10 protein-coding genes and 1 rRNA gene are annotated in these 12098 nt (G+C 76.9%); all 11 read right to left on the bottom strand.

Annotation, left to right across the window (positions count from 1 at the left end; genetic code table 11):
* Nucleotides 1-35 precede the first annotated feature (35 nt).
* Nucleotides 36-728, bottom strand: a complete 693-nt coding sequence (locus C8D89_RS26915; RefSeq protein WP_279323408.1) for an NUDIX domain-containing protein — start codon at nucleotides 726-728, stop codon at nucleotides 36-38.
* The gene (locus C8D89_RS26910; RefSeq protein ID WP_116711223.1) at nucleotides 725-2479 is read right to left on the bottom strand and encodes a CTP synthase; all 1755 of its coding nucleotides are present in this window, start codon (nucleotides 2477-2479) and stop codon (nucleotides 725-727) included. Before C8D89_RS26910 ends, C8D89_RS26915 begins: the two co-directional genes overlap by 4 nt.
* Nucleotides 2480-2585: 106 nt before the next feature.
* Nucleotides 2586-3500 carry a copper transporter gene (locus C8D89_RS26905; protein ID WP_243418417.1) on the bottom strand — a complete coding sequence of 305 codons (915 nt, stop codon included), beginning with the start codon at nucleotides 3498-3500 and terminating at the stop codon, nucleotides 2586-2588.
* The gene (gene steA, locus C8D89_RS26900) at nucleotides 3500-4693 is read right to left on the bottom strand and encodes a putative cytokinetic ring protein SteA (RefSeq protein WP_207787453.1); all 1194 of its coding nucleotides are present in this window, start codon (nucleotides 4691-4693) and stop codon (nucleotides 3500-3502) included. Before steA ends, C8D89_RS26905 begins: the two co-directional genes overlap by 1 nt.
* Nucleotides 4694-4788: 95 nt before the next feature.
* Nucleotides 4789-6705 carry a DNA repair protein RecN gene (gene recN, locus C8D89_RS26895; protein ID WP_116711221.1) on the bottom strand — a complete coding sequence of 639 codons (1917 nt, stop codon included), beginning with the start codon at nucleotides 6703-6705 and terminating at the stop codon, nucleotides 4789-4791.
* Between the two features lie 99 nt (nucleotides 6706-6804).
* A complete protein-coding gene (locus tag C8D89_RS26890; RefSeq protein WP_116711253.1) occupies nucleotides 6805-7755 on the bottom strand; it encodes an NAD kinase in 951 nt (316 codons plus the stop codon).
* Nucleotides 7756-7853: 98 nt separating this feature from the next.
* The gene (locus C8D89_RS26885) at nucleotides 7854-8687 is read right to left on the bottom strand and encodes a TlyA family RNA methyltransferase (RefSeq protein ID WP_116711220.1); all 834 of its coding nucleotides are present in this window, start codon (nucleotides 8685-8687) and stop codon (nucleotides 7854-7856) included.
* 5 nt (nucleotides 8688-8692) lie between these two features.
* Nucleotides 8693-8905, bottom strand: a complete 213-nt coding sequence (locus C8D89_RS26880) for a hypothetical protein (protein WP_116711219.1) — start codon at nucleotides 8903-8905, stop codon at nucleotides 8693-8695.
* 62 nt (nucleotides 8906-8967) lie between these two features.
* On the bottom strand, nucleotides 8968-9975 hold the full coding sequence (locus tag C8D89_RS26875; RefSeq protein ID WP_116711218.1) for an HAD-IIA family hydrolase: 1008 nt from the start codon (nucleotides 9973-9975) through the stop codon (nucleotides 8968-8970).
* Nucleotides 9972-10835, bottom strand: coding sequence for a tetratricopeptide repeat protein (locus C8D89_RS26870; RefSeq protein WP_133252083.1), 864 nt, complete (start codon nucleotides 10833-10835; stop codon nucleotides 9972-9974). Before C8D89_RS26870 ends, C8D89_RS26875 begins: the two co-directional genes overlap by 4 nt.
* 1187 nt (nucleotides 10836-12022) lie before the next feature.
* Nucleotides 12023-12098 (bottom strand): 5S ribosomal RNA (gene rrf / locus C8D89_RS31260); the annotation flags it as partial.

Genomic DNA, 12098 nt, shown 5'->3' with positions numbered 1-12098 from the left:
AGCGGGGCCCGGGTCGCACGGGGGTGTGCCGCGCCTCAGCCGCGGGTGTCCCGACGCGCCACGTAGTCGGTCGGCTTGTGGTCCCACGGCGCGTCGACGGGTCGCGGCGTGTACTTCCCGTCGCGGACCGCGGCCGCGGCGAACACCCCGGCCACGCACGGCCCGTTGACCAGCGCCCCGGCCATCGCGCCGGTGACGAGGTCGTCGAGGGGCACCCGCCGGATCACCAGGTCGGCCTCCTCGTCGTCGCCCCCGTCCGGACGCTCCACCGACCTCAGGCCGCGGGCCAGGAACACCCGCACCGACTCGTCGGCGAACCCGGGGCACCCGACGATGTCGACCAGCGTCGACCACTCGTCGGCCTCGATGCCCACCTCCTCGACGAGCTCGCGCTGCGCCGCCACGACGGGCTCCTCGTCGGGGTCGTCGAGCAGCCCCGCCGGCATCTCCCAGATGCGAGCGCCGAGGGCGGGTCGGTACTGGTAGATCATCACCAGCCGGTCGTCCTCGTCGAGCGCGGCGATCGCCACCGCCCCGAAGTGCTCGACCTTCTCCCGTGTCGCCACCCGTCCGCCGGGCATGCGGACGTGGTCGCGGCGCAACGCGAAGATCGGCCCGTCGTAGAGGATCTCGGTGTCGGAGACCGCGAACTCGTGCGGACGGCCACCCGACCCGCCCGCGCCCTCGTGCGGGTCGGCGAGGGTCGCGGGTGTCTCCGGGGCCGTCACGACGACACCGGGGTCGCGGTCGGAACGTCGACGCCGTCGGCGCGGGCGGACCCGCCGTCGGTCTTGGCGTCCTCCCGGATGCCGGTCTCGAGGTCCAGGCGCCCCGAGGTCAGGTGGCGCAGCGACGCCGCAACGAACGCGCGGAACAGCGGGTGCGCGCGGGTCGGGCGGCTCTTGAGCTCGGGGTGGGCCTGCGTCCCGACGAAGAACGGGTGCTCGGTGCGCGGCAGCTCGACGAACTCCACGAGCGTCCCGTCCGGAGAGGTCCCCGAGAACAGCAGACCGGCCTCGGCGAGCCGCTCACGGTAGGCGTTGTTGACCTCGTAGCGGTGACGGTGACGTTCGGTGATGCGCCCGGAGCCGTAGGCGGCGCGGGTGATCGTCTCCGGCGCGAGCACCGCCGGCCACGAGCCCAGGCGCATGGTTCCGCCCATGTCCCGCTCGCCGGCGACGACGTCGTGCTGGTCGGCCATCGTCGAGATCACCGGGTGCGGGGTGGTCTCGTCGAACTCCGCGGAGTTGGCGCCCTCGAGCCCCGCCATCTCGCGGGCCGCGTGGATGACCATGCACTGCAGGCCCAGGCACAGTCCCAGGGCCGGGATGCCCTGGTGGTGGGCGTGCGCGAGCGCGCCGACCTTGCCCTCGATGCCGCGGATGCCGAAGCCGCCGGGCACGAGCACGCCGTCGACGCCCTTGAGCGCGGCCGCGGCCCCTGCCGCGGTCTCGCACTCGTCGGAGGGCACCCAGCGCACCGCCACCCGCGCGTGGTGGGCGAACCCGCCGGCACGCAACGCCTCGGTGACCGAGAGGTAGGCGTCGGGCAGGTCGACGTACTTGCCGACGATCGCGACCTCGACGGTCTCGCGCGGGTGGTGCACGCGGTCGAGCAGGTCGCCCCACACCGTCCAGTCGACGTCCCGGAACGGCAGCCCGAGGCGGCGCACGACGTAGGCGTCGAGGCCCTCGCCGTGCAGGACCTTGGGGATGTCGTAGATCGAGCGCGCGTCGGGGCAGGCGACGACGCCGTCCTCCTCGACGTCGCACATGAGGCTGATCTTGCGCGTGAGGTCCTCGGGGATCGCGCGGTCGGCGCGCAGCACGAGCCCGTCGGGCTGGATACCGATGTTGCGCAGTGCCGCCACCGAGTGCTGCGTCGGCTTGGTCTTCAGCTCCCCCGACGGGGCGAGGAACGGCAGCAGCGAGACGTGCAGGAAGAAGCAGTTGTCGCGACCGACCTCGTGGCGCAGCTGGCGCGCGGCCTCGAGGAAGGGCAGCGACTCGATGTCGCCGACGGTGCCGCCGATCTCGGTGATCACCACGTCCGGCGCCGGCTCGGGGGTGCGCATGGCCAGTACCCGCGCCTTGATCTCGTCGGTGATGTGCGGGATGACCTGCACCGTGTCGCCGAGGTACTCGCCGCGCCGCTCCTTGGCGATGACGCTGGAGTACACCTGGCCGGTGGTGACGTTGGCGCGCGCGGAGAGGTCGCGGTCGAGGAAGCGCTCGTAGTGCCCGATGTCGAGGTCGGTCTCGGCGCCGTCCTCGGTCACGAAGACCTCGCCGTGCTGGAACGGGTTCATCGTCCCGGGGTCGACGTTGAGGTACGGGTCGAGCTTCTGCATCGTCACGCGCAGCCCGCGCGCGGTGAGCAGCTGACCCAGGCTCGACGCGGTCAGCCCCTTGCCGAGCGACGACGCGACGCCGCCGGTGACGAACACGTGCTTGGTGGTGCGCGTCGGCTGCACGGTCACACCCCCGCTGGGATGACGAGGGCCGTTCGGGCGATTCTCCGTCGGGAGAGTCCGCGATCCACGGACGCTCACGGTAACACCGTGTCGTGCCGGTCCGGCGGTCGCCTCAACCCGCGGCCGGCGACGGGATGAACCTGCCCGCGGCCGGCCCGTACGTCCCGGCGCGCCCGTCGGCCTGCTCACGCAGCGCAAGCACCGTCGCCACGCGCGACGACGGCCCCTCGAGCCCGTCGACCGTCGACAGCCCGCTGCGCAGCGCCGGGTCGGCGCGGACCGCGGCCACCGCGCCCGAACCGGTGCGGCCCGCGACGACCGCGCCGGCGCCGATGCGGTCCATCTCCCCGGTCAGGCGTGCGACCACGCCGTCGCGGGCCGGGTCCGAGCGGCCACCGGTGACCACGAGCGCGAGGTCGGCGGGCGCGGCGTCGAGTGCGCCCGCCCCCCGCAGGAAACCGCCGTCGGCCAGCGCGCGCAGGGCGGTGGTGGCCTCGGGGCCGGTGGGCTGCTCGGCCGTGCCTCCGGGACGCGTGACCAGCAGCGACGCGAGCAGCGACCCCGTCAGCGCGCCGGTGTCCGTGGTGGTCGGCAGCTGCGCGCCCGCGGGCAGCAGGCGCGGCACCAGCGCACGCAGGGCGTCGGCCTGCTCCGGAGCCAGGGCCGCGTCGGTGAGGGCCAGGCGACCGGTGACGCGCCCGCCGGCGTCCGTGACGAGGCCGGCGACGGTGTCGACGTCGGCCGGGGCGGCGTCCGGGGCGACGATCACGGCGACACCGCGTCCGGGCAGCACCCCGGCCACCGTCGACGGGGCGCCCGCCGCGACGAGACCCTCGGTGGCGCGCAGGTGGTGCTGGGCGGCGTCGCGCTCGTCGCGCAGGGCGACGACCTGGCCGGCGAGCTGGTCGCGGTCGGAGGTCAGCACCCCGAGCACGCGCCCGGACAGGGCTGACGCCCCGAGCACGACGCCCAGGGCGAGCGCGAGCAGGACCGCGGCGATCGACACGACGTGGTAGCGCAGCGACATCACGTCCCGACCCCCCGGATGGCGGCCACGGCGGCCTCCCATCCCTCGCGCACGAGCAGCACGATCGCCTCGGCGGTCCCGCTGGCCAGCATCGCCGACGCGCCGACCGCGGCCACGGCCAGCAGCAGGAGCAGCACCGCGCCGGTGGTGACCCGCTGGCGGTACAGGGCGGCCACGGCCGAGGCGTCGACGAGTGCCGGGCCCAGGCGCAGCCGCGTGAGGACGGTGGACGGGTTGCTGCCCGACCGGCCGCGGTCGAGGAAGCCGGTGAGCGTGGCGTCGAAGCCGCAGGCCACCACCAGCGACGCGCCGTGCCGATGGGCCAGCAGCAGCGCCATGTCCTCGGGGTTCGCCGACGAGGGGAAGCCGAGCGGGTCGACACCCGCGTCCTGCAGGCGGGCGAGGCCGGCGATGTGCCCGTCGAGGTCGGCGGGGATCACCACGTCGACGGCCTTGCGGGCGAGCTCCGGGTCGATCTCCAGGGCCGTCCCGACGACCACCGCCGGCGTGTGCCCGGCCGCGCGCAGCGCGTCGGCGCCGCTGCCCACCCCGACCAGCACCGGCCGCTCCTCGCGGACGAAGTGCCGCAGGCGGCGCAGCTCCGCCGCACGGTCCGGGCCCGGGGCGACGACGAGCACCGTCCGGCCGTGCACCGCGGTCTCCAGCCCGGGCACACCGACGCCGTCGAGCAGCATCGCGCGCTCGCGGTGCATGAACTCGGTGGTGTTCGCCGAGAACGCCTCGAGCTGCGCGGCGAGCCCCGAGCGGGCCTCGGCGAGCTGGTCGGCGACCGTCTCGGCGGTCTGCGAGAAGCCGCGGGCCACCTCCTCGTCGCCGAGGAAGAGACCACCGTCGTGCAGCCGCACCGCAGCGCCGTCGCGGACACGGCGCAGGACGCCCTCGCCCACGTCGTCGAGCAGCGCGACCCCGGCGTCGGTGAGGACCTCCGGGCCGAGGTTCGGGTAGCGCCCCGAGATCGAGGGCGAGACGTTGACGACCCCGGCGACGCCGGCGTCGACGAGGGCGTGGGCGGTGGTCCGGTCGAGGTCGACCTGGTCGATCACCGCGACGTCCCCGCGGCCGACGCGGCGCAGCAGCTCCGGGGAGACCGCGCCGCCCGAGCGTCCACCGAGCCGGGCGGTGCCGACGACACCGACGGGTGCCTCCTTCGTGCGTCCCCGTGGCCACCTCATGCCCGCCACCCCGCACCCGCGCCGCGACCCATGCCCCGATCGTCGTCAATCGGACGGGCGAGGCGGCGCCGACGCGCCGGGCCGGGACGCTCCGGTCACCCGGCCCGGCGACCCCGGCGGGATCCGCTACGCCGCGTGGCGGCGCCACGACTGATCGGGGTGGGTGCGTCTCCGGCGCCGCTCGAGGCGCGGTCCGCCGCCGCGGCGGCGAGCAGCTCCTCGGCGTGGGCGCGGCCGGTCTCGGTCTCCTCGGTGCCCGCGAGCATCCGCGCCAGCTCCACCACCCGCTCGCCGTCGTCGAGCGCGCGCACCGCGCTCCGGGTGACCCCGTCGGTGCCGTCGACCGCGGCGAGGCCGCCCTTGTCGACCACCAGGTGACGGTCGGCGTACGCCGCGACCTGGGCGAGGTGGGTGACCACCACGACCTGGTGGGTGGCGGCCAGGCGCGCCAGCCGGCGCCCCACCTCGACCGCGGCGCGCCCGCCGACCCCGGCGTCGACCTCGTCGAACACCAGCGTCGGCGTGGTGTCGGCGCCGGCGAGGACGACCTCTACGGCCAGCATCACCCGCGAGAGCTCGCCCCCCGAGGCGCCCTTGTGCACCGGCAGCGCGGGCGCGCCCGCGTGGGCGGTGAGGAGCAGCTCGACCTCGTCGACGCCGTCGGGCCCGGCGACGACGTGCCGACCCTCGACGGGCAGCGCGTCCGTCGCCCCGGACGCGGCCTCCTTGACGCCCACCGCGAGCTGCACCGACGCCGCGCCCATCGCGAGGCCGTCGAGCTCGGCGGACACCGCGGCGCCGAAGCGCTCGGCGGCCTCGCGCCGCGCCGCCGAGACCGCCGCGGCGTGCCCGGCGAGCTCCCCGGCGTGCTGCTCGGCCTCCGCGGCGAGCGCGGCGAGGGCCTCGTCGGAGGTGTCGAGCCCGGCCAGGCGCTCGCGTGCCGTGTCGGCCCAGGCCAGCACCCCGTCGACGTCCGCGGCGTACTTGCGGGTGAGGCTCTTGAGCTCGGCCTGGCGCGCGAGGACGTGCTCCAGGCGCTGGGGATCGGCCTCGAGGCGCTCGAGGTAGTCGGTGAGCTCGGCGGCGGCGTCGCCCACCAGCGCCGCGGCCTCGGCCAGCCGCGGATCGAGCCCGGCGAGCGCGGGGTCGTCACTGCCCTGCAGCCGGCGCCGCGCCTCGCCCAGCAGGCCGATGGTGTCGGGCTCGTCGCCGGTGCCCTCGGGCGGGCCGGCGAGCGCGGCCAGCGCGCCCGTGGCGGCGGCCCGCAGGTCGTCGGCGTCGGCGAGGCGGCGCGCCTCGGCGACGAGCTCGGCGTCCTCGCCGGGCTGCGGCGCGACGCCCTCGATCTCGCCCAGCCCGTGGCGCAGCATGTCGGCCTCGCGGGTGAGCTCGCGCGCCTGCTCACGGCGCCGGGCCAGCTCGGCGGTCGCGCGGCGCCAGGCCGTGCGGGTGCGCCGGTAGGCCGCGAGCGGCTCGGCGACGGCGGCGCCGGCGAACCGGTCGAGCACCGCGCGCTGCTCGGCGGCCCGCAACAGCCGCAGAGCCTCGTGCTGGCCGTGGACCGCGAGCGCGGCGTCGGTGACGTCGCCCAGCACCGCCATGGGCACCGAGCGCCCGCCGAGGTGGGCGCGCGAGCGGCCGTCGGCGGAGACGGTGCGCGCGGCGATGAGGCTGCCGTCGTCGTCGAGGGCGGCCCCGGCGTCGGCCGCGAGGCGCAACGCCGAGCGGGGCGGAGCGTCCTCGCCGGCGTCGTCCTCGCCGGCGTCGTCCTCCGGCTCGTCGTCCACCTCGGACGCGGGCGGCAGCAGGAACCGGCCCTCGACCGTCGCGCGCGAGGCCCCGCGACGCACGCGCGACGAGTCGGCCCGGCCCCCACCCAGCAGGTGCAGCCCCGTGACCACCATCGTCTTGCCCGCACCGGTCTCCCCGGTGACCACCGTGAGTCCCGGGTGCAGGTCGAGGGTCGCGTCCTCGATGACCCCGAGGCCCTGGATCCTCAGCTCGCTGAGCACGGGCCTCACGATAACCACGGCCCCCGACACCCCGGGGCCGAACACGCCGACCCGGTTCGAACACGTGGTCGAACGGTCGGTGGTCCGCGGTGGGCGGGGCTAATGCCGCCGGCCCCGCCAGCCCTGCACCGGCAGCCCGAACTTGCGGACCAGCCGATCGGTGAACGGCTGCACGCGCAGGCGCGCCAGGAGCACCGGGTTGCTCCCGCGCACGACCTCCACCCGCGAGCCGGGCGGCAGCTCGATCGTGCGCCGGCCGTCGCACACGAGCACGCCGGCGTCACCGCGGTTGGAGACCTCGAGCGCCACGCGCGACTCCGGCGAGATCACCAGCGGGCGTGCGAAGAGCGCGTGCGCGTTGCTCGGCACCAGCAGCATGGCCTGCACCTCGGGCCACACCACCGGTCCGCCGGCGGAGAACGCGTAGGCCGTCGACCCGGTCGGCGTCGCACACAGCACCCCGTCGCACGCGAACTCCGAGACCGGACGCCCGTCGACCTCGAGCACCACGTCGAGCAGGCGCGCCCAGTTCATCTTCTCGACGATCGCCTCGTTGAGCGCCCAGGTCCGGCCCAGCTCGGTGCCGTTCTGGTGCGCGACCACGTCGACCGTCATGCGCTCCTCGACGCGGTAGGTCCTGTTGACCACGGCGTCGAGCACCTCGTCGAGGTCGTCGATGTCGGCCTCGGCGAGGAAGCCGACCCGCCCGAGGTTCACCCCGAGCATCGGCACCCGCGCGTGGCGGGCGAGCTCGGCCGCGCGCAGCAACGTGCCGTCCCCGCCGAGCACCATCACGAGCTCCATGCCCGACGCCGCGTCCGAGTCGGCGGCGACGGTGGTCGGACGGAGGTGCTCGGGCAGGTCGTCGAACAGGCCCTCGTCGGTGGAGTACTCGTCGGGGAGCACCCGCAGCGCGAACCCCGCCTCGGCGAGCCGTCGCGCCGCCTGCGACGCCACGCGTCGGGTCGCCTCGCGGCCGGTGTGCACGACGATCAGCGCGTCACGCGACCGGCCGTCGCCGGAGCGCGGGCCGGCCGGGCGTACCTCCACGGCCTCGCCGGAGTGGTCGCCCGACGGCCCGACGGCCCCGTTGCCCCGCCTCTCGGACCCGACCCCGGCCACCGGCGCCCGCCTCTCGTCCCCGTCGCTCACGCCGGTCCCCGTTCCACGGCTCGCCGGACGAGCACCTCGTCGTCGGTGCCGGACTCCGCGCCACCGTCGCCGCGGCGCAGCCAGCAGAAGTACTCCACGTTGCCCGACGGCCCCGGCAACGGGCTCGCGACGACGTCGCGCAGCACCAGACCCCGGGCGCGGGCGGCCGCCACCACGTCGAGCACGGCCGACGCGCGCAGCGCCGGGTCGCGCACCACCCCGCCGCCGCCCAGCCGCTCGCGTCCGACCTCGAACTGCGGCTTGACCATCGGTACCAGGTCGCCGCCCGGTACCGTGCACGCCACGAGCGCGTCGAGGACGAGGCCCAGGGAGATGAAGGAGAGGTCGGCGACGACGAGGTCCACCGGGCCGCCGATGTCCTCCGGCGTCAGCGACCGGACGTTGACGCGGTCGTGCACCGCCACCCGCGGGTCGGTCCGCAGCGCCCACACGAGCTGCCCGTAGCCGACGTCGACGGCGACGACCTCGCGGGCGCCGTGGCGCAGGAGCACGTCGGTGAACCCGCCGGTCGACGCGCCGGCGTCGAGGCAGCGTCGCCCCTCGACGGCCAGGCCCTGCGGACCGAAGGCCTCGAGCGCGCCCAGCAGCTTGCCCGCGCCGCGCGACGCCCAGCCCGGGTCGTCGACGGCGTCACGGACCACCAGCGCGGCGGCGGTCTCCACGGCCGTCGCGGGCTTCGTGGCCACCGTGCCCCCGACCGTGACCCGCCCGTCGGCGATGAGCCCCGCGGCGTGCTCGCGCGAGCGCGCGAGGCCGCGTCGGACCAGCTCGGCGTCCAGGCGCAGCCGGCGCGCGGTCGACCGGGCCATCGCGCTCAGGTCCCGTCCACGTCGGCCAGCACCGCGACCAGCGCGTCGTGCACCGCCTCGAACCGGGCGGCATGGTCGGCCGCGTCGAACTCCTCGGCGGGCGCGGCCGCGGCCTCGGGCAGCGCGGCGACGGCGGCCCGCAGGCCGGCCAGCGCCTCGCCGTCCCCGGCGGGACGTGGTGGCCCGGGCCGGGGCGGACCGGGCGCGGGCACGGTCATGGCCACCCTCCCGACGTCGACGACGGCCGGCTCCGTCGGCCGCCCGGTCCCACGCTAACGTGTCAGCCCGCGTCGAGGCCGAGCGTGCTGATCATCTCCCGGGCGCGGTCGTCCGCGCCCCGCACCTCGGCGCGTCCGCCGGCGCCGTCCGGCTCGTCCCAGGCGACCCGGCACAGCGCCCGCAACGCGGCCGCCGCGTCGCCGGCACCGTCGCCGGCCCGGAGCACCAGGACGCGACCGTCACGGCGCGCGTGCCACCCGGCGGCGTCACCGTCCCACACCCGGGTGGCCTCGAGCCCGTCGCCGAGCACGCTCAGGTCGTGCCCGAGGAAGACGGGCCGCTGCTCGGGCACGGCGACGAGCACGTCCGCGGGGGTCGAGACCCCGGTGAGCACGAGCAGGCTGTCGGCCTCGACCGCGTGGGCGCCGGCGATGTCGGTGTCGAGCCGGTCGCCGACGATCAGTGGCCGGCGGGCTCCGGCCCGCTCGATCGCCTGCTGCAGCAGCGGGGCCGCGGGCTTGCCGGCGACCTGCGGCTCGCGGCCCGTGGCCGTGCGCAGCGCGGCGACGAAGGACCCGTTGCCCGGCAGCAGACCCCGCGCGTGGGGCAGGGTCGGGTCGATGTTGCACGCCACCCACACCGCGCCGCGGTGCAGCGCCAGGGTCGCCTCGGCGAGGATCGCCCACCCGGTCTCGGGGTCGTGGCCCTGGACGACCGCGACCGGCCCGTCCTCGTCGGCACGCACCGGCTCCAGCCCGACGAGCCGGATCTCCTCGCACAGCGCCTCGGTGCCCACGACCAGCACCCGCGCGCCGGCCTCGCACTGCTGCGCCAGCACCGCCGCGCCCGCCTGCGCGCTGGTGACGACGTCCCCGGTGTCGAGGGTCAGGCCGAGCTCCCGCAGGTGGCCGGCGACCTCGTCCGGGCCCCGCGAGGCATTGTTGGTGACGAAGGAGACGGTCGCGCTCTCCCGCGCGGCCTCCAGGCTCTCCACCGCGCCCTCGATCGCCGACGGACCCTTGTAGACCGTGCCGTCGAGGTCGACCAGGAGCGCGTCGTACCCGCTCACCCTCGCGTCTCCGCCGGGGAGTCCTCGTCGGTGACCTCGTCGTCGAGGTCGTCCTCGGTGGCGTCCTCGTCCTCGTCGACGTCGTCCTCGTCGTCGAGGTCGTCCTCGGTGGCGTCCTCGTCCTCGGCGATGTCGTCCTCGGCGATGTCGTCCTCGGCGATGTCGTCCTCGGCGGCGGCGTCCTCGGCACCGGTCTCGTCGTCCGTCTCCACCGCGTCCGGGTCCCCGACGCCGATCATGATCGCGCGCTCCTCGGCGTCGGTCTCGCCCTCGACGTCGAGGCGCGCGGCGTCGAGGAACGCCCGCACCGCGTCGTCGGGGCGCCCGGCGGCCTGGAGGGCCTCGCCGTAGGCGTAGAAGAGGCGCGGCAGCCACGGGTCGTCGCGGGAGGCGTCGAGCTCGGGGACCTGCAGGCCGACGACCGCCGCGTCGAACTCCCCGAGATCCCGACGGGCTCCGGAGACGACGATGAGCAGCTCGACGGCGTCCTCGGCCGACAGGTCGCGGGCCTCAGGGCTGCGGGATAGCTCCAGGGCCCGCTCCGGACGACCCAGCGCCCGCTCGGCGTCGGCCATGACCGGCAGGTGCCCGTCGCCGCCCATGCGGCGGCTGGCCCGCAGCTCGGAGAGCGCCTCGGCCCACTCGCCGGCGTGATACGCGGCGAGCCCCGCGGCCTCGCGGACGATGGCCACCCGGCTGGCCCGGTGGCGCGCGTACCGCGCGTGGGCCAGGGCGGCCTCGGGCTCGTCGTCCACGAGCTCGCCCACGGCGACGAGGTGCCGCGCCACGAGGTCGGCGAGGTCCTTGGGCAGTCCGCGCAGATCGCGGCGGGCCTCCGGGTCGAGCAGCTCCGGGGTCACGTCGTCGGGCAGCGGCGGCGCGGCCGGGCGGGGCGAGGCGTCCTGGTGGCGCTCGATCGGCCGTTCCTCGGCAGGCCGCGAGCGCTCGCCGTCGGCGGGACGGCGGTCGGTGGGGCGACGGTCGTCCCTGCGGTCCCCGCGCGATCCTGTCGGCCGGCCGCCGCGCGGCCCGTCCTGGCGCCCGCGGTCGTCACGCGGCCGGTCGTCGCGGCGTCGCTCCTGCGGGGGACGGCCGCCGCGCGGCCGGTCTCCACCACGCGGGCGCTCCCCCGCACGGTCGTCACGCTCCCGGTCATCCCGGGGGCCACCGCCACGCGGCCGATCGTCGGGGCGGCGCTCGAACGCTCGACCGCCACCACGACGGTCGTCCCGCGGCGGGCCGGACCCGCGGTCGTCGCCGCGCCGGTCGCCGGGTCCACGGTCGTCCCGCGGCCGTCCGGACCCCCGGTCCTCGTACCGCCGGGTGCCGGACCCGCGGTCGCTCCACGGCGCGCCGGACCCGCGGCCCTCGTACCGACGGTTGCCCTGGCCCCGGTCCTCGTCGCGCCGGTTGCCGGGACCGCGGTCGTCTGGCCGGCGGTCTCCGCGGTCGTCGCGTGGCCCGCGACGCGGGGGCCCGCCGGCTCGTTCGTCACCCCGACCGCGCGCGTCCGGTCGCCCGCCGGGTCCACCGCGCCCCCGGTCCTGGCCCCCGGAGGGGCGCCCGCCAGGACCGCCCGGACCGCGCCGGGGAGTCCGTCCGCCGGAGCCACCGTCGTGGCCCCGACCCTGGTCGCCGCGGCGGGAGCCGCGCTCGCCGCCGTCCGACCAGCGCTCGCCCCCGCGGGCGCCGTCACCACGCCCGCCCGGACCGTCGGGTCGCCCACGACCACCCCGGTCGTCCCGGGACGGCCGGTCACCGCCGCGACCGCGACCGTCGCCGGCCGCGCGTGGGCCACCGCGCCCCCCAGACGCCGAGCCCCGGCGGGTGCCCGCCTGCTGGTCGTCGCGGGCCGGGCGCGCCGAGCCGCCGCGCGAGCCCTCACCGGCCCTGCGCGAGCCGGCGGCGTCCGACGGATCCGACGACATGGCGGGCCTCCTGTGGACATGCGAACGGGCAGGGCTCCTCGCCGGAGTCCTGCCCGTTGTGGGGTCGTGCTGGTGGTGGGTGTGTCCCCGGTCCCGGGTGGTGTGGGGGTGGTCGGGTGTTCCGGCGGTGTCCTACTCTCCCACGACCTGTCGGTCGCAGTACCATCGGCGCTGGAGGGCTTAGCTTCCGGGTTC

The organism is Actinomycetospora cinnamomea (assembly GCF_003096675.1).
Classification (GTDB): domain Bacteria; phylum Actinomycetota; class Actinomycetes; order Mycobacteriales; family Pseudonocardiaceae; genus Actinomycetospora; species Actinomycetospora cinnamomea.
This window is presented reverse-complemented; position numbering and strand designations above follow the sequence as displayed.

What these genes read in the sequence shown, in the direction of transcription:
- C8D89_RS26905 (WP_243418417.1), bottom strand. Translation starts at nt 3,500, where the DNA reads ATGTCGCTGCGCTACCACGTCGTGTCGATCGCCGCGGTCCTGCTCGCG.
- steA (WP_207787453.1), bottom strand. Translation starts at nt 4,693, where the DNA reads ATGAGGTGGCCACGGGGACGCACGAAGGAGGCACCCGTCGGTGTCGTC.
- C8D89_RS26885 (WP_116711220.1), bottom strand. Translation starts at nt 8,687, where the DNA reads ATGGCCCGGTCGACCGCGCGCCGGCTGCGCCTGGACGCCGAGCTGGTC.
- C8D89_RS26880 (WP_116711219.1), bottom strand. Translation starts at nt 8,905, where the DNA reads ATGACCGTGCCCGCGCCCGGTCCGCCCCGGCCCGGGCCACCACGTCCC.